Origin of the sequence: Roseofilum sp. Guam, from assembly GCF_017746735.1 — a bacterium.
Taxonomy (GTDB): Bacteria; Cyanobacteriota; Cyanobacteriia; order Cyanobacteriales; family Desertifilaceae; genus Roseofilum; species Roseofilum reptotaenium.
The window spans coordinates 26,770-45,290 of the sequence record NZ_JAGHZN010000023.1 but is presented as its reverse complement, the minus strand read 5'-3'; the positions used below and the strand labels follow the sequence as shown (position 1 = coordinate 45,290).

Below are 18,521 nucleotides of genomic sequence, written 5' to 3'. Positions count from 1 at the left end.
GCCCTATTCCCCATTCCCTATTCCAGGCATATCCTTAAAAATATGGCGTAAATCCCATTGATTTTCACAGCGATATTTTTGGGCTATCCACTCTTGTAAATTAGAGTCTACGAGGCGATAAAACTGCCCGCAACTGGGTTGATAAAATTGGCTAAGTCCTGCCCAAATGAGACTACGAATCACATCTAATCCCGTTTTTAAACTCGATTCCGTATTGCCAGGAATGCCTTGTTCTTCGACCGTATACGTTTCCATCCAAATGCCATGACTACCGAGGATAATTTGTCCTAACCATTGGGCACGAGGGAGATGCCGAGCAGAGGTAATCATTTGCACGTGGTGAACTCCCCATTGTTTCAGAATGGGTAACGTATAGTAAAAGTTTTCAAAGGTGGAATGGGCGCAACGTTCTAACCACACTTGATTTTGGGGAGCAGTATTAACTTCAAATAGGCGAATAATGCACGGATCATCGGCTCCTTGGGAGATTAAAATAGGAATGTTGGGATTATTTTTAGCGACTTGCGTCATATGGACTTCTCGGCGAATACTACCCCCTAGCATTAGATAGGCATCAAGGGGAGATTGGGAAGCAGCAGAAAGTTTTTGTGACGTGGCGATCGCCCAACCACTGCCAATCACTATAATCAAACTAAGTCCTACCAAAGTGCCAAACAGCAACCAACGAGGCAGCACCCAAGAGCCGAGTCGCGCCCAAATCTTCATCATCACCTCCCAACGAACCGACCATCCATGCGATTCTGAGTATAGGCGATCGCCATTTTGCTGAGTCGATGTAAAGTTATGTTATGTTCACGGGTCGAACCCTGGGAAAAGTGGCCCACAATAGGGAAAGTGAGATTTTCCCCTTGAAGTAGCCTCAAAGGGCTTCCTTGAGCCTTTTGCCTTCTTCGATTAATTCAGTATTGCGGCTCATCGACTAAATTAATCGATAAAATGAAGATGAAGACCGAATAGGACGGCTCACTCTCTAACCTCCATCGCGAATAATCCCAATGAATTGGTATAAAAACTGCTTAAAACCGCTTCAGATTGCCTTGCTCAGTGGCACATTAACTACCACAGCAAGCTTAGGTTTACTGGGTACAGCCTGGTGTCAATCCGTAAGTGCAGCCCTACAGGATAGTCCCAAATCCATTGTGGATGAAACCTGGCAAATTGTGAACCGCGAGTATGTTGACCCCAATTTTAATCAAGTCGATTGGTTAAATGTGCGACAGGATCTCCTGGATCGCCAATATACCAGTCCGGATCAAGCCTATAGAGCCATTCGAGCCGCTCTCAAACAGCTCAATGATCCCTATACCCGTTTTCTTGACCCTAAGCAGTTTCAACGACTGACCGAGCAAACCTCTGGGGAATTATCAGGGGTGGGTATTTCTTTAGAAATCCATCCCCAAACCCGCCGATTAACCGTGGTTAAACCCTATGAAAACTCTCCTGCCTTAAAAGCGGGGATTCTGGCTGGAGACATCATTTTAGCCATTGATGGTCAGTCTACGGAAGGCATGTCTATACAAACCGTGAGCCAACTGATTCGAGGGGATGTGGGCAGTCAAGTTAAACTGAAACTAACCCGACCCGGATGGGGGCCTTTTGAATTAGAATTAGTCCGAGCTACGGTGGAAGTGCCTGCGGTTAATTATGAAGTGAAACAAGAGGGTTCCCTGCGAGTCGGCTATATTCGCTTAGATGAATTTAGCTCCCATGCAGCAGAACAAATGGAGCGCTCGATTAAGGATTTAGAAGATCAAAAAGTTGATGGGTTTGTGTTGGATTTGCGCGGTAACCCAGGGGGATTATTAGAATCAAGCATTGAAATTGCCCGTATGTGGCTTGACAATGGGGCAATTGTCAGTACCATTGACCGTGATGGTAATTGGGAGTCTGTGCGAGCAAACCGTACGGCCTTAACGAAAAGACCTTTAGCGGTTTTAGTCGATCAAAAATCGGCTAGTTCTAGTGAAATTCTCACTGGCGCTCTGCAAGATAATCATCGCGCTCAAATTGTGGGTATGAAAACCTTTGGTAAAGCTTTAGTGCAGGCAGTTCATTCCCTCTCCGATGGGTCTGGATTAGCGGTGACCGTTGCCCATTATTACACGCCAAAAGGAACCGATATCAGTAAAATGGGGATTACGCCAGATGTGACGATAGAGTTGAGTCAACAAGAGCAACGGCGCTTAGTACGAAATACTCGTTTGCGTGCAACGTCTTCCGATCGCCATTATACCCAGGCGATCGCCTCTTTAGTTGCTCAATTGTCTCCGAAACCTTTAGCCACGGCGTTTGAAAATTGATTGAATCCTCACCTGTAGGGACGAAAAATTTTTCGCCCCTACAAATCGGGTCTCAGCTAGTAGCTAGTAGTGGACTGTTTCATCTAATTTGATGCATTAGATTTTGTTCGGTGTCTGGCACTATAGAGCAAGAGACTTAAGCAAATACTTAAAGGGGAGGTTGGGATGATGCTCTTTGCCACAGGTCATGCGCTGATTATTTGGGTGGGTTCTTATCAGTATCTCCCTAATACCATTTCTCTATGAAGTTGCGCTTAATTGCTTAATAAGGTGTGGGATGTGGACTTTGACTCTTTAATGCAGAGAACTTGCCAGAAACTTCGCCCTTATTTATCTAATCCTCATGCTCCTTTGAGTGATGAGGATCACCGCTTATGCAACAGAATCGGGAATGATAGGGAATAGGATGATTCTGTAGAATGGAGTCACAATAAACCCTTATGAATAACTCGTATGTTGGATTTCTCTAACTTTGGCCCCTTAGATTTAGTGATTCTGCAAACGACATCCTTTTGTAATCTTGATTGTGACTATTGTTATTTACCCGATCGCCATCTGAAGCAGCAGTTTTCCCTGGATCTGATTGAACCGGTGTTTCGCGCGATCTTCGAGAGTCCGTTTGTGGGAGATCGCTTTACCATCTGTTGGCACGCGGGGGAACCGCTCGCTGTTCCCATTTCGTTCTATGAAACTGCCCTCTCTCAGATTGCAGAACTGGATAAAACCTTAAATAAAACGGGGTGCGAAATTGGTCAATCGGTACAAACCAACGCCACCTTAATTACACCAGAGTGGTGCGATCTATTTAAGCGCTATAACGTACAAGTTGGGGTGAGCCTTGACGGCCCTGATTTTATCCATGATGCCCATCGGAAAACCCGCACGGGACGGGGAACCCATCACAGCACGATGCGCGGGATTCGCCACTTACAAGAACAGGATGTGCCATTTAACATTATCACCGTGATTACCGAAGATTCCCTCGATCGCGCTGATGAACTGTTTGCCTTTTTCATGGATAATGGCATGACGGATGTGGGCTTTAATATCGAGGAATTAGAGGGGGGACACCAGTCCTCATCCCTCGCCAATACGGACGCTAAAAGGCGCTACAAGGCGTTTATTCGCCGATTTTGGGATTTGACCACTCAAAGCGGTGGAGAATTCAAACTACGGGAATTTGAGCGGATTTGCAACTTGATTTATAACGGCGATCGCATCCCTCGCAGTGGCTTAACCACCCCCTTCGTCATTCTCAACGTCGATCATCAGGGCAATTTTTCCATGTTCGATCCGGAATTGTTAGCGATTAAAACCGCAGAATACGGTGATTTTATCCTCGGTAATATCCTCACCGATAGCTTAGAATCCGTATGCCAGAGCGAAAAATTCCAACACATCTATGCCGATATCACGGCTGGGGTCGAACTGTGCCAACAAACTTGTCAATACTATGGAATTTGTGGCGGAGGTTCTGCCAGTAACAAATATTGGGAAAATAAAACCTTTTGCTCTTCACAAACCATGGCATGTCAATATTATGAACAAATGATTACCGATTTAGTGGTTGAACGTTTAGAAGAATCTTTAGGACTGACCCATGTCTGATTTTCATCCCGTATTTTGGCAAATTCACAGTAATCTTCCCAGGGAAGGCCCCGGCAACTTTGCCTCGACTCAACAGGCCTTTTCTCGCTTGAGTGCGTTACCCAACTGTCCCCAAATTTTAGATGTTGGTTGTGGGCCGGGACAACAAACCCTGGATCTGGCCACTCTGAGCAATGGAACCATTACTGCGGTTGATTTCCATCAAGCCTATCTGGATGAGCTGAAACAACGATTCGAGACTCAAGGATGGGGAAGTCGCCTGGAAGTCGTCTGTGCAGATATGGCAGACTTGCCCTTTGCAGCGCAGTCTTTCAATCTAATTTGGTCGGAAGGTGCGATTTATATTATGGGTTTCGATCGCGGCTTGAGCAAGTGGCGATCGCTCCTCAAACCCGGAGGATACATCGCAGTCACCGAAATCACCTGGTTAAAACCCAATCCTCCTGAACCCGTCAAGCAGTTTTGGCAAGAAGGTTATCCCTCCATGAGAACCTTAGAGGAGAATCGGACCGCCATGGAAACGGCCGGTTACGCGATCGTTGATACCTTTGTGTTGCCAGAAATTGCCTGGTGGACGGATTACTATACGCCTGTAGAGAACAAAATTAATCAGCTTAAAATACAGTATCAAAATGACCCAGAATCCTTACAAGTTTTAGAGAACGAACAACAAGAAATCGATCTCTATCGCCATTACAGTCAATATTATGGCTACGTTTTTTATATCGGCCAACGCCCTGATAATGGGTAATAGCGACAAGCATGTAGGGGCGAAAGATTTTTTACCCCTACAAAATCTGTCATTTTTGGCATCAGCTAAAATATATCCAGTTCAAGCAAAACTCCTGCTGATGGCGATCGCGCCCTAATTCCTCTATTTTGTACCGCCATGACTGCCTCTTCCCTTACCTTATCCCATATCCAACCCACAGAAGAAGAGATTCTCTTCCCTCCTGGTGACCTTTACAGTGATGAACCTCCCGTGGAAAGTGAACTGCATCTAAGACAAATTATCCTATTAATTCAATGTTTAGAAAGACTCTGGAGATCTCGCCAAGATTTCTACGCAGCAGGGAACCTCACCATCTACTATAGTCCCCGACAACTCAAATCAGAAGACTTTCGCGGCCCCGATTTCTTTGTCGTCCTAGGAACAGAGCGCAAACCCCGCAAAAGTTGGACGGTTTGGCAGGAAAATGGTCAGTATCCCAATGTGATTGTGGAAATTTTATCCAAAAAAACGGCATCGGTAGATCGGGGATTAAAAAAACAGATTTATGAAAATATTTTTAGTACTCCGGAATATTTCTGGTTTGACCCCGATACTTTAGAGTTTGAAGGATTCGTTATGCTTGGGGGTCAATATCAGACGATCGCGGCCAACCCGTCGGGATACTTATGGAGTCAAGAACTCGGATTGTATTTAGGCAGGAGCGATCGCCAATTACGCTTTTTCACAGCCGAAGGTGAGTTGGTTTTGACACCGAATGAAATCGCCGACCGAGAGACTCAACGAGCCGATGCGGAAGCTCAACGAGCTGAAACAGAAGCTCAACGAGTTACTCGCCTAGCGGCTAAACTTAGAGAACTTAACATCGATCCCGATACGCTCTAATTCCTCTATTTTTTGCCATGACTGATTCCTCAACCTTAGTATCCAATACCGAATCGGAAGCAGAGATTATCTTCCCCCCTAGCGATCTTTACAGCAATGAACCTCCCATGGACAGCGACCTGCATCTAAAACAAGTTATCCTCTTAATTCAATCTTTAGAAAGACATTGGAGATCTCGCCAGGATTTCTACGTTGCGGGTAATCTCTCGGTCTACTATAGTCGCCAACAAATCGAATCAGGGAACTGGCGCAGCCCAGATTTCTTTGTGGCCCTGAAAACGGAGAGAAAACCGCGCAAAAGTTGGGTGGTTTGGAAGGAAGATGGTAAATATCCCCATGTGATTGTGGAAATCTTCTCGCAGAAAAACACATCAGCCGATCGCCAATGGAAAAAAGAGCTTTACCAAAAGATTTTTAGAGCGCCACAATATTTCTGGTTTGACCTAGAAACGCTGGAGTTACAGGGATTTATATTCAAGGGTGGTGACTATGCAGAGATCGCTGCCAATGAATCAGGAGACTTGTGGAGCGAGGAATTGGGATTATATTTGGGAAGGCGCGATCGCCAATTACGCTTTTTCACAGCCGAAGGGGAGTTAGTTTTGACACCGGAAGAAATTGCCGATCGCGAAACTCAACGCGCCGATCGCCTAGCGGCTAAATTGTGGGAACTCAACATCGACCCCGATAGTATTGAATAGGGCCTCTCCGGCCAAAAAACCTCTTTTCATGGGTCACCAGAGCTGCAAGGGTAATAGATCAATAGAAAACCCAAGTTGAAGACATCCATGACTTCTGAACTATCATCCTCTTTTGCTTCACATCCAGTACTCTCCATTGCCGTTATCGGGGGTGGAGTGTGGGGGAAAACCCTCGCTCAACTCGCCCGAGAGCGCCACTATCACGTCACCCTTTGGTCTCGTCGCGGCGATCTCCCCCTCTGTGAAGCTCTTGCTGGTGCGTCCCTGGTTCTGAGCGCTGTTTCGATGAAAGGGGTAAAACCCGTGATTGAGCAAGTTCAAACTTGTGGTCTGAACCCTTCTACTGCGATTGTCACAGTTACTAAAGGCCTCGATCCGAGCGATCGCATCACGCCCTCCCAGCTCTGGCAAAATGCTTTTCCTGAGAATAATGTCATCGTTTTAGCAGGGCCAAACCTCTCCAAAGAAATTAACCAAGGTCTCCCTGCTGCAACTACCGTTGCCAGTCGAGACCCCCAAGCTGCACAATGGGTGCAACAGGTCTTTTCCTCCACCCGCTTTCGGGTTTACACCAATGACGACCCCCTAGGGGTAGAGCTGGGGGGAACCTTAAAAAACGTTTTGGCGATCGCCGCTGGAGTCTGTGACGGTCTACACCTGGGAACCAACGCCAAAGCCGCCTTGCTCACACGGGGCCTAACTGAAATGATCCGCATCGGTACTCATTGGGGAGCCAAACCCGAAACCTTCTACGGACTCTCCGGTTTAGGCGACCTATTAGCCACCTGTAATAGTCCCCTCAGCCGCAACTATCAAGTCGGCTATCAACTCGCAAAAGAGAAACCCCTATGGGAAATTCTCGACCATCTGGAAGGAACCGCAGAAGGGGTTAATACGACACAAGTTTTAGTCCAATTGGCCCAAACTCATCACATTCCTATCCCGATCTGTACTCAAGTTGATTTACTACTGCAAGGGAAAATCAGTCCCCATCAGGCGCTTCATGCCCTGATGTTAAGAGATATTAAACCTGAATCCTGATTTGAGAGCGTGAATAAGAAGAAAGACAAGGGGAGTCCAATCCAGGCTACCCCAATCTGGGCATGGGTTTCACACTTGTGAAGATCTTTTGATCTCACAAAACTTAGTGATACAGATTAATTCAACCTTTGACCCAAGTCACTTCCCTTAAGGTAACCTCTATCTATAGTAGAGTGGACTTGCAAAAAAACATAGGATACGCAGTCGAACGCTCAATCAATCAGGGTGCAGGATTTCATAGTCCATCTGAATTGATTCTCCTAATAAAAAAATATGAGAACTGGTTAACTTAAGGCTAAAACGCCATAAAACCGGCTTAACCGTAAACAACAGTAAGTAAAAGTTGATAAGCTTACTCCTGAGTTCTTAGAGAAACTGAATCTCTGTGGTTGAGGCCCATTCTGGCTTAGGCAATTGAGACTCAAGTTCACTCCCTCAAAACTCGGAAAACTTGATTGAGTTGATGAAGTCACAGACCGATAGATTTCTTAAAAAAATCTAAAGATTCTGTCATTCATCCCCCTATTAGGGAACCCTAATCGGATGGGAACCCTGTAAATGCTTCCCTTTCATGACTTGGAGCAACTGAGACGATGACTACGCCAGTAACTGCTTTTGGCCCGAACCCTGAATACAATGAATCCTCTACCTCTAGCTATGAGTTAGAAGCGTCGGAGGATTTCACTTCCCAAGAAGACTTGACCTCCTCAGAGACAATGGCTGAACTGGAAATGGAGTCTACGGAATCCCGTAACCGGCCCACCTCAGTCAACCGTCGCACAACGGATTTAGTCCGGTTGTATCTCCAAGAAATTGGCAGAGTCCACTTGCTCGGTCGCGATGAGGAAGTTGCAGAAGCTCAACAAGTCCAGCGCTATATTCAACTGATCGAATTACGCAATCAAGCTGGACAATCGGAAACTGGGCCGATTCAAGAGTATGTGCGATTAATAGAAATTCGCGATCGCCTCACGTCCCAGCTTGGACATCGCCCCAGTTGGGAGCGCTGGGCAGAAGTTGCTCAAACCCATGTGCCAGCCCTTAAAGTCGCTTTGGTCGAAGGGAAACGCCATTGGGCACAGTTAGCTGGATTAACCGTGGCACAGTTAGACGAAATGCAATCGGCTGGCCTGAAATCGAAAGACCACATGATTAAGGCTAACTTGCGTCTGGTGGTCTCAGTGGCCAAAAAATACCAAAATCGGGGTTTAGAGTTGCTAGATTTGGTTCAAGAAGGAACCTTGGGACTAGAACGAGCAGTAGAAAAATTTGACCCCACTAAAGGGTATCGCTTTAGCACCTATGCCTACTGGTGGATTCGCCAAGGGATTACCCGGGCGATCGCCACCCAAAGCCGCACGATCCGCCTACCGGTCCACATTACCGAAAAACTCAATAAGATCAAAAAAGCCCAACGCAAACTGGCCCAAGACAAAGGGCGCACCCCTACTATCGAAGATTTAGGGGCAGAACTAGACATGACCCCAAGCCAAATTCGAGAAGTGCTGTTGCGGGTTCCTCGCTCAGTATCCCTGGAAACCAAGGTGGGTAAAGATAAAGATACAGAACTGGGAGAACTTCTAGAAACAGATAGCATTTCCCCTGAAGAATCCTTAATGCGCGAATCCTTACAACAAGACCTGCGCCACCTGATGGCGGACTTAACCAGTCGGGAACGGGATGTCATTCAAATGCGCTTTGGCCTCGGTGATGGTCATCCCTATTCCTTAGCCGAAATTGGCCGCGCCCTAGAACTCTCTCGCGAGAGAGTCCGGCAAATTGAGGCCAAAGCCTTACAAAAGCTCCGCCAACCTAAGCGCCGTAACCGAGTTCGGGATTATCTTGAATCTCTCAGTTAACTGCCTCCGCGTCTTTTACTCCGTCATCACTCATTCGATCCTAAAGCAGTCGGGAAAGGTCTTTCCCGACTTTTTTTTTTCTAATGTATTGACAATTATTTTCAACAAAGTTATAGTAACTCTTGGTGTTCTCCGAGTAAAGATTCGACAGAGAAGAGGAACGGGTCTTCTTCTCTGTCATCTGTTCTTTTGAATGGAGATGGCCCAGAGTTGTCCCCCAATAGACTAAGAACTCTTCTCAAAAGATGCCTAAAAACTATGCTACTGTAATAGCAGTTTTAATCGATTGAACGGTTACAGGGCAAAGCATGTCAGAGACGGTGGTGTTGAACCTAGAAGAGGTGAGCAAACAATTTGACCCAAAGAGAGGATTTGTGGTCAATCAGGTCAGTTTCACCTTAAAGCAAGGCGATATTTTAGGCTTAGTAGGGCCTTCAGGATGTGGAAAAACGACCTTACTCCGGTTAATTGCTGGATTTGAGCAACCGGTTGGGGGCAAGATTGAATTACGGCGGCAAGAGGTGGGAACAGCTCGTTTTTCTGTGCCTCCTGAAAAGCGAGATGTGGGCATTGTGTTTCAGGATTATGCCTTATTCCCCCATCTAACCGTGGCAGAAAATATTATCTTTGGCTTGAAGCATCGTCGAGGCTCGGGCACAGGAACGGTTGAAAAACGGCTCTTAGAAGCCCTTTCCCTGGTGAGCTTGGAAGGACTCCAAAACCGCTATCCTCACCAACTCTCTGGAGGACAACAACAACGAGTTGCTCTAGCTCGCGCTCTAGCACCAGAACCCACCATCGTCCTTTTAGATGAACCCCTGAGCAACCTAGATATTCAAGTGCGAGTGCGCCTGAGATCCGAGATTCGCCGCATTCTCAAAGCGAGTGGCATATCAGCTATTTTTGTTACACACGATCAAGAAGAAGCGCTCTCTATCTGTGATTGGGTGGGCGTGATGCACAACGGACAACTCGAACAAATTGGGCCGCCAGAAATCATTTACCGTCATCCTCAAACTCGGTTTGTCGCGGAATTTGTCACTCAAGCCAATTTTATCCCTGCTCGTCGCAACGGTTCCCAATGGGATACGGAAATCGGCTCATTTTTCGTCCCTGACTCAGAAGACTTAGAGCAAGGAGATTTAATGATTCGCGAAGAAGATATTCAGCTCAAACCGGATGAAAACGCGATCGCCAAAATCGGCGATCGCCAATTTCTCGGTCGCGAACATCGTTATACTTTGCACACCTCTTCCGGACTAGAACTCAAAGCCAGAAGCAACACCATTAACCCCCTACCCATCGGCACAAAAGTCAACCTTCAAGTGACGGCTAAAACCTGGCAAATCTTCCCCCCGATGGGGTAATAGGGGGAAGCGGAGACCCAGTTAACTACCGTTGTCATTTTTTTTAAACGGGTTGGATTTTGCCGGAAAAGCAAGCACAATAGAATCAAGCACCCTGTAAACCCTCATCAACCCTATCGCTATGAGTAAACCCTTTCCAGTTTCTCGATCCAGACTGCCGGGTTTAATTGCAGCAGTTACTCTAAGTTTAATGGCAACTTCAGCGGAAGCTGTGATCTTTGAACCCCCAGAAGATCAAGCTCCCGACTCCACATTAGGGGGAGGAGCGCGCAATCCCCAACAGTGCGTTTCAGTCCAAGAGAGTTTATCACCCATCACTCCCCTACTTCCAAAAACCCAGATCGGTTTTACGGTTGCTGAAAGGCCAACGATTTATATCTATGTTCCCCAAATTTCAGCTCAACAGATATTTTTTAGTCTACAAACCGAGACCGGAGAACAGCATTTTCAGCACCAAATGAAGTTACCAGAAACCCCTGGAATTATTGGCGTGCAACTGCCAGAAGATGCACCCCCCTTAAAAGAAAACGTCAATTATCGATGGAGGATGGCCTTCATTTGTGGGGAAGTGTTAGAACCGGACAGTCCAGAATATGTTGGGTGGGTTCGTCGTTTGCCTCGAGAAGAGTATTCTATTTCCTCCGAACTCTCTTTAAAAAAAGTCCAAGATCTCGCCCAAGCCAAACTTTGGTATGACACCATTTTTTCTTTGGTGCAATTAAAAAAACAGGAACCCGATAATCTATCCTTGATCGAAAATTGGACAGAGCTATTATCATCCGTAGGACTAGAGGCGATCGCCAATCAACCGATCCTCAAATCCCAACCTTAAGCTGTGCATACTGATATCTGGCAATTCCTTATGTGGCATCGTCTCAAGCACTATGTTCAGCAATGGCACCCCTTGCTTACCATTGCTCCAAGTGTCACCGGTACGGTGATGATTGCCGGAATGGCTGGAGGATTTCAACTGCTTGAATGGGCAACTCTAGACCAGTTTTTTCGCCATCGCCCCCTAGAACAACCAGAACAACGGATTACCACCATCACCATTGACGATCGCGATATTCAGGAACTGGGAACTTGGCCACTCAGTGATGGCACATTAGCGCAAATCATTTCTATCCTCAATCAACATCATCCGAGGGTGATTGGTTTAGATTTATATCGCGATCTACCGGTTGCTCCAGGAACCGAAAAATGGATGGAAGTCATCGCTCAAACGCCCCATTTAATCGGGATTAAAAAAGCAGTAGGAGAAGGAGTTGCCCCCCCTTCTGCCCTAGAAGAAAACCAGCAAGTTGCCCTAGCAGATTTAGTAGTAGATGCTGACTCTAAAGTCCGACGAGCGCTGATTGTATCTTTGGATGAAGAGGGACAATTATTGCCAACTTTAGGAGTACGAACCAGTTTAGATTATTTGCATGGGGAAGAAATTGAATTAAAAACTATTGATTCAGACCGTCGGTTTTACGGGTTAGGACAAGCAGAATTTCGTCCCTTAACCTCCAAAAATGGCAGTTATCGTCAAGCGGATTTAGGGGGCTATCAAATTGTGCTCAATTATCGGGGCACTCCAGATCAATTTGAGTCCTTGAGTATGATGAAATTACTGCAAGGGGACTTTGATCCCGAATTAATCCGCGATCGCCTCATTCTCATTGGCTCGGTGGCTCACAGCACGAATGATTTTTTTCATACTCCCTACAGCAATCGTAATCAAGAGACCTCTGAGCCGATGCCTGGGGTCTTTATTCATGCCAATATTGCCAGCCTGATGTTAAGTGCTGCCCTAGATGGCCGGCCCTTAACCTCAGTGTTATCTTTACCCTTGAAAGGTCTGTGGGTATTGTTTTGGTCTGCGATCGGAGTCCTGTTGAGTTATACCCTGCCTCAAATTAAGCTTTCAGCGACCCACAGTTTTCCCGGTCTCACGATTATAGCGGTCAGTGCTAGTGGAGGGGGGATAGTTTTATTTGGCTATGGTGCGTTTTTAATCGGATGGTGGATTCCGGTGATTGCTCCCCTCTCTGCTTTGACAGTTGCCGCCATTCTAGGCACAAATAGCCGCTATCAAAGACAATTACAACAGGCTAATGTGCAATTACAAGACTATTCCCAGACTTTAGAGGAAAAAGTCCGCGATCGCACTCAAGAATTGGAACAAGCTAAAATTGCAGCCGATAGCGCCAATCAAGCCAAAAGCGAATTTTTAGCCAATATGAGCCATGAACTCCGCACTCCCCTGAATGGCATTTTAGGGTATACGCAAATTCTTCAAAGATCAGATAACCTCCTCAAGTCTCAGTTTGATGGGATCGATATTATTCATCAATGTGGATCACACTTACTGACGTTGATTAATGACATTTTGGATTTATCGAAAATTGAAGCGAGAAAGCTCGAACTAGAAAGCAGCTATTTTCATTTACCCTCATTTCTGATGGGGATTGTCGAAATGTTTCGCCTACGAGCAAAACAAAAAAATATTGAATTTCTATATCAATCCGATCCTTGGCTTCCCGTTAGTATTTATGCTGATGAAAAACGTCTTCGACAAGTCCTCATTAACTTGCTGGGAAATGCCATAAAATTCACCGATCGAGGACAAGTGATTTTTAAGGTGAAAAATCTGTCTTCAAGAGATGGAGATCGTCCCAATAAAACCTTCAATAATCAAAGCGTCAGCATTCACTTTGAAATAGAAGATACCGGTATTGGCATGAATGCTAACCAAATGACACAAATTTTCAAGCCTTTTGAGCAAGTTGGAGAAACTCAAAAAAAATCAGAAGGAACTGGCTTGGGTTTAACCATTAGTCAAAGAATTGTCGCGCTGATGGGTAGTCAGATTCAGGTGGAAAGTAGCTTAGGTGAAGGCAGTCGGTTTTGGGTCGATTTATCCTTGCAAGTCCCGGCTGAATGTCCGCATCAATCTTACGATCAAAAAGCTCAGAAAATTATAGGATTTCAAGGGTCAGTGAAAACCATTCTGATTGTTGATGATAAGTGGGAAAACCGAGCAATTGTCGTCAGCTTGTTAGAATCAATCGGGTTTATTTGTCTTCAAGCAAACCAGGGTGAAGAAGCCTTGGATCAAGTACAGAACTATAAACCAGATTTAATTATTACTAATATCATGATGCCAATCATGAATGGGTTGGATTTAATTAAAAGAGTTCGCCAGTCTGATGAATGGAAAGAGATCCCGATTATTGTGTCTTCAGCTAAAGTATTTTGTACCGATCAGGAAGAAAGCTTAAAGGTCGGTGGAAATGCCTTTTTACCGAAACCTGTACAAGTGGATTTGTTGCTGGTTTACTTACAAAAATACTTGCATTTAGAGTGGATTTATGAAAATCAAGGATTGGTTGATTCTGGATTTAAAGAACAGAAGATAGCCTCTCATTCCTCAGAGAATAATGGACATGAAGAACAGATGGTTTTTCCAGAACAGGAGATATTAGAGAAATTACTCGATTTAGCCTTAAGAGGGAATCTTAATAGTCTGGAGAAAGCGGCGATCGCCCTGCAAGATCATAATATTGTCTATGTCCCATTTGCGCTGAAACTCCAACAGTTCGCCGATAATTTTCAAGTAAAAGAAATTCGCCATTTGATTAAAACCGGATTAAATACAGATGATATCAAGTTCGGTTAATTGGCTCTGATGAAATGCTTCAGGTTGGGGAGCAGGGAATAGGTAATAGAAAATGTTCTAATTCTCCCTTTCTCTGCTCTATAATAAAATCAGTGATAATAACATAATTCAGATGATCGATCGCTCTTGGCAAAAGGTAGATGGGATGATACAACCCGGACATCAGGTGGCTTCTGGCAATGCATTAGATAGTCCCTATCCTAGGGGTACAATAGAAATGCAGACTCCTTTCTTCAAAGCATTAGGTCTGGATTTAACTCCCTTCTTCCCAGGAACATTGAATATTGCCATTAGCCCCAAAACGTTCGAGTTAGTCGAACCTGAATTTACATTTAGATCTGTAAATTGGACAGAGCATACTCTACCTGAAGATTTTTCCTTTTCACGCTGTCGTGTATCATTTCAAGAGCAAAAATATGACAGTTTAGTCTATTATCCCCATCCTGAAACCAAGATCCGTCACTTTCACAATCCATCCATTCTGGAAATCCTTTCACCCTTGATTCCGGAAATCAGATACGGCTCTAGAGTAGAAATCGAATACAACCCGTTAGAAATCAAAATTAATCCTTGATCATTGAATGACTTGATATTAGAGTTAATATGAAAAGATACCTTTGGGGTTCTTTGGAAGAGCGCTATATTCTGTTTTTGAGAGAATTTGTAACAAATATTGATATTTTTACAGACAGTAGACCAGCCGAAAATTGGGGGTAAACTCAAGAAGTGAGTATTTATGGAAAGAGGCAGCGTTTATGGCAGTAACACCTTTTAAAAACCCCATTAAATTCGGTACAGATGGCTGGCGCGGGGTTATTGCGGCAGATTTCACGATGGAACGGGTGGCTGAAGTTGCCCCGATCGCCGCCCAGATTTTAGAAGAAGTTTATGGCGATCGCGACAGCGAAACGGAGTTTTATCGCAGCAATCGTACCGTAATTGTGGGCCACGATCGCCGGTTTTTAGCGGAAGAATTTGCCCAAGTTGCTGCTGAAGCCATTCAAAATGCGGGTTTTAATGTGCTGCTCACGAATACTTACGCCCCCACTCCTGCCTTCAGTTGGGCAGCGAAAGAAAAAGGTGCCCTCGGTGCAATTGTCATGACGGCTTCCCATAACCCCGGTAAATATCTTGGCTTAAAAGTGAAGGGAGCCTTTGGCGGTTCTGTCTCCCCAGAAGTCACCCAAAAAATAGAAGCTAAACTCGGCCAAACCCTCCCCCCTGCCCCAAAACCGGGAACCCTAGAGTCGTTTGATCCTTGGCCTTCCTATTGTGAGATTTTACGTTCTAAAGTGGATATTGGAGCCATTCAATCCGCCATTATCCAAGGTAAATTAACCGTGTTTGCCGATGTCATGCATGGAGCAGCCGGAGGAGGATTGGCGCAAATTTTAGGGGTGGATATTCGAGAGTTAAATAGCGATCGCGACCCCCTATTTGGTGGCGGTGCGCCTGAACCTCTACCCAAATATTTACCTCAATTATTAGAAGATATGAAGAACTTTTCCACCTCTGGAAAAAGTTCAGACTTAGTCACCGGTTTAGTCTTTGATGGCGATAGCGATCGCATCGCTGCCATAGATAAAGATGGCACATACATGAGTACCCAAATTCTGATTCCTGTTCTGATCGAACATTTAGCTACCCGACGCGGATTTACGGGGGAAGTTGTTAAAACCATCAGTGGCTCAGATTTAATGCCCAAAGTGGCACAACTGTATAACTTATCCGTCCATGAAACGGCGATCGGGTATAAATATATTGCCGATCGCATGTTAGAGAATTCCGTCCTCATTGGCGGGGAAGAATCCGGTGGTGTTGGCTATAACACCCATATTCCCGAACGGGATGCCCTGCTTTCCGCCCTCTATGTTCTCGAAGCCGTGGTGCAATCGGGGCAAAATCTTGGCTATCTGTATAGTCAACTGCAAGAAAAAACCGGATTTTCCTCCATGTACGATCGCATCGATCTCCCCTTAGCCAGCATGGAAGTGCGATCGCGTCTTGTACAAGAATTAGAAACCAATCCCCTCACCAAAATTGCGGGTAAAGCTGTTACCGACTGCAATACCATTGATGGTTACAAATTCCGATTAGCCGATGGCAGTTGGCTCCTCGTTCGCTTTAGTGGAACCGAACCTGTTTTACGTCTTTATTGTGAAGCCGCCACCCTAGAAAACGTCCATGACACCTTAAATTGGATTAAAGATTGGGCAAATACCTTCACTTAAATTCCCCGTCTTGATAACGCTTGACTCAGACCAGTTGCTCTCAGCTCCTTATCTGAGTCAAGCGTTAACTGCATTTTGGCTAGAATTTACTGATAACGCACGATCGAGGTCTCACCTGATGACTCAAGCAACGATTCCAGAAACCCAAGCGATCGCTCCCCAGCCCCAAGAAACTCAAGAGCATCTATTCACCTTTGAGGAGTATCTAGAATATGAAGGAGAACCGGATGTTTGCTATGAATTACACCGAGGAATACTAATCCCTATGTCCGCATCTACCTATTTACACACCCAGATCTGTAAGTTTCTAGTCTACTACCTGCAACGTTTTTTTGCCGAGGCTAACTTAGATCTAGTTGCTAATCCCCTAGGAACGGGTGTGCGAACAGAAAAAAACTCTTCTCGAATTCCAGATGTTGTTGTTTGTAGCCAAGAGATTTGGGAGCAAGTGGCTGATCGCCAAGGGGCAGGAGTATTAGACTTTGCGGAAAAACCAATCTTGGTGGTGGAAGTGGTTAGCACCAATCGTCGGGATGATTATGTGGTTAAACGCAATGAATACGAACTAACAGAAATTGCGGAATATTGGATTATTGACCCCAAAAAGAAACAGGTGCGCGTGTTTACCAATCCAACCAATGAAGAAGGATATGAGTATACCGACTTTAAAGAAACGGACACAGTGGTATCTCCTCAGTTTCAAGACCTCGTTTTATCCGTGCAAGAACTGCTCAATCCTCCCCTAGTAGAAGGCTTGATTAAAGCCGAGCAAGAGAAACTGAAAACTCTAGAGCAAGAAGCTCTGAGCGAGCGCCAACGGGCAGAAAAATTAGCCGATCACTTACGGAAACTGGGTATCGATCCCGATGAATTAGAATAATGGAGTAGAAACACTCGCCAGTGCCACACTTGCAAGTGTTTCTGGTTCCCTATCTATAACTGTTCCATGAAATCTTTAGTCGTCGCCACAGGCAACCCCGGTAAATTAGAAGAAATCAAAGCCTATTTTGTAGGGTTAGATATCCACTTTCTGCCCAAACCCCCAGAATTAGACGTTGAAGAAACGGGGGATACCTTTGTAGAAAATGCTTGCTTAAAGGCTTCAGAAGTGGCTAAAGCAACCGGAGAATGGGCGATCGCCGATGACTCTGGACTCACCATTGATGCTCTGAACGGCGCTCCGGGCATTTATTCCGCTCGTTATGGCAATACGGATACCGAACGGATTGAACGAGTTCTGAAGGAATTAGCCAATCAAGAGAATCGCCGCGCTCACTTTGTTTGTGCGATCGCCCTTGCCAATCCCTCTGGAAACATCATTCTCAGTAGCGAAGGCATTTGTCCTGGTGAAATTCTCCATGCTCCCAGAGGAAACGCCGGATTTGGCTACGATCCGATCTTTTATCTTCCCCAACATCAACGCACCTTTGCCGAATTTACCCCAGAGATGAAACACCACCTTTCCCATCGAGGGGAAGCCTTTAAACTCTTTTTACCCCAATTTCAACAGCTCTGGCAGTCAACCATATAATCCCAAAAAACACTAAGCGCCCAGAGCAATTTTCCCTGAGCGCTATGTCTGAGTGTTAGTGGTGAGAAGTTTCTTGAGACATTATCTAGAAGCCATTTAGCGGTAGACCTCTAGGTGAGGATAAGGCTAGTATCACCTATTGTGTAACTAGAGCTATGAAAATCCTCACCAACTAGCCAACTGCGGTTACTCTCTGAGATTAGAGCTTAGATTGCTTCTAAATTAGACTCTCCGGTTCTGATCCGAACGACCCGTTCCACAGGAGAAATAAAGATTTTTCCGTCTCCGATTTCACCTGTACGGGCAGCGTTGATAATCTTATCAACGACGGTCTGCACTTTATCATCCTCAACCACGACTTCTAAAGAGAGTTTTTGCAGAAACTCAACCGTGTATTCAGAACCCCGATATCGCTCAGTTTGACCCTTCTGCCGTCCGAAACCCCGAACTTCAGAAACCGTCATCCCCACGATACCAGCATTGACTAAGGCAATTTTAACTTCATCCAGTTTGAATGGACGGATAATTGCTTGAATTTTTTTCAACGTTTTAACTCCTTAAGGGTTCGTTAATCAAATAGACTGGA

At 45.4% G+C, this 18,521-nt stretch carries 17 protein-coding genes; 15 read left to right on the top strand and 2 right to left on the bottom strand.

What is annotated here, in order from left to right:
- Positions 1-3 precede the first annotated feature (3 nt).
- On the bottom strand, positions 4-729 hold the full coding sequence (locus J7529_RS10840; protein ID WP_318728973.1) for a YdcF family protein: 726 nt from the start codon (positions 727-729) through the stop codon (positions 4-6).
- 287 nt (positions 730-1,016) lie between these two features.
- On the opposite strand from J7529_RS10840, the gene ctpB reads away from it, so the two are divergent.
- The 15 genes from ctpB to rdgB all read left to right on the top strand — a co-directional run bounded on the left by ctpB (position 1,017) and on the right by rdgB (position 17,935).
- Complete coding sequence (ctpB, locus tag J7529_RS10835) at positions 1,017-2,321, top strand: carboxyl-terminal processing protease CtpB (RefSeq protein ID WP_318728972.1); 1,305 nt, start codon at positions 1,017-1,019, stop codon at positions 2,319-2,321.
- 453 nt (positions 2,322-2,774) lie between these two features.
- The gene (grrM, locus tag J7529_RS10830) at positions 2,775-3,929 is read left to right on the top strand and encodes a cyclophane-forming radical SAM/SPASM peptide maturase GrrM/OscB (RefSeq protein WP_318728971.1); all 1,155 of its coding nucleotides are present in this window, start codon (positions 2,775-2,777) and stop codon (positions 3,927-3,929) included.
- The gene (locus J7529_RS10825) at positions 3,922-4,680 is read left to right on the top strand and encodes a class I SAM-dependent methyltransferase (protein ID WP_318728970.1); all 759 of its coding nucleotides are present in this window, start codon (positions 3,922-3,924) and stop codon (positions 4,678-4,680) included. Before grrM ends, J7529_RS10825 begins: the two co-directional genes overlap by 8 nt.
- Complete coding sequence (locus J7529_RS10820; RefSeq protein ID WP_318728969.1) at positions 4,673-4,798, top strand: hypothetical protein; 126 nt, start codon at positions 4,673-4,675, stop codon at positions 4,796-4,798. Before J7529_RS10825 ends, J7529_RS10820 begins: the two co-directional genes overlap by 8 nt.
- Before the next feature lie 20 nt (positions 4,799-4,818).
- Positions 4,819-5,544, top strand: coding sequence for a Uma2 family endonuclease (locus tag J7529_RS10815; RefSeq protein WP_318728968.1), 726 nt, complete (start codon positions 4,819-4,821; stop codon positions 5,542-5,544).
- Positions 5,545-5,561: 17 nt separating this feature from the next.
- Positions 5,562-6,245, top strand: coding sequence for a Uma2 family endonuclease (locus J7529_RS10810; protein WP_318728967.1), 684 nt, complete (start codon positions 5,562-5,564; stop codon positions 6,243-6,245).
- Positions 6,246-6,332: 87 nt separating this feature from the next.
- A complete protein-coding gene (locus J7529_RS10805; protein WP_318728966.1) occupies positions 6,333-7,286 on the top strand; it encodes an NAD(P)H-dependent glycerol-3-phosphate dehydrogenase in 954 nt (317 codons plus the stop codon).
- A 593-nt stretch (positions 7,287-7,879) separates the two neighbouring features.
- Positions 7,880-9,145, top strand: a complete 1,266-nt coding sequence (gene sigC / locus J7529_RS10800) for an RNA polymerase sigma factor SigC (RefSeq protein WP_318728965.1) — start codon at positions 7,880-7,882, stop codon at positions 9,143-9,145.
- A 308-nt stretch (positions 9,146-9,453) separates the two neighbouring features.
- A complete protein-coding gene (locus J7529_RS10795) occupies positions 9,454-10,512 on the top strand; it encodes an ABC transporter ATP-binding protein (protein ID WP_318728964.1) in 1,059 nt (352 codons plus the stop codon).
- Between the two features lie 121 nt (positions 10,513-10,633).
- Positions 10,634-11,344 (top strand): DUF928 domain-containing protein, encoded by a 711-nt coding sequence (locus J7529_RS10790; RefSeq protein ID WP_318728963.1) that lies wholly within the window; start codon positions 10,634-10,636, stop codon positions 11,342-11,344.
- 30 nt (positions 11,345-11,374) lie between these two features.
- Positions 11,375-14,173 carry a CHASE2 domain-containing protein gene (locus J7529_RS10785; RefSeq protein ID WP_318728962.1) on the top strand — a complete coding sequence of 933 codons (2,799 nt, stop codon included), beginning with the start codon at positions 11,375-11,377 and terminating at the stop codon, positions 14,171-14,173.
- Positions 14,174-14,285: 112 nt separating this feature from the next.
- Positions 14,286-14,747, top strand: coding sequence for a hypothetical protein (locus J7529_RS10780; RefSeq protein ID WP_318728961.1), 462 nt, complete (start codon positions 14,286-14,288; stop codon positions 14,745-14,747).
- Between the two features lie 181 nt (positions 14,748-14,928).
- Complete coding sequence (locus J7529_RS10775; RefSeq protein WP_318728960.1) at positions 14,929-16,404, top strand: phosphoglucomutase/phosphomannomutase family protein; 1,476 nt, start codon at positions 14,929-14,931, stop codon at positions 16,402-16,404.
- 118 nt (positions 16,405-16,522) lie between these two features.
- Positions 16,523-17,284 (top strand): Uma2 family endonuclease, encoded by a 762-nt coding sequence (locus tag J7529_RS10770; protein WP_318728959.1) that lies wholly within the window; start codon positions 16,523-16,525, stop codon positions 17,282-17,284.
- A gap of 66 nt (positions 17,285-17,350) precedes the next feature.
- A complete protein-coding gene (gene rdgB / locus J7529_RS10765; protein WP_318728958.1) occupies positions 17,351-17,935 on the top strand; it encodes an RdgB/HAM1 family non-canonical purine NTP pyrophosphatase in 585 nt (194 codons plus the stop codon).
- Between the two features lie 206 nt (positions 17,936-18,141).
- On the opposite strand, the gene J7529_RS10760 is transcribed toward rdgB, so the two are convergent.
- Positions 18,142-18,480, bottom strand: a complete 339-nt coding sequence (locus tag J7529_RS10760; RefSeq protein ID WP_318728957.1) for a P-II family nitrogen regulator — start codon at positions 18,478-18,480, stop codon at positions 18,142-18,144.
- Positions 18,481-18,521: the final 41 nt, after the last annotated feature.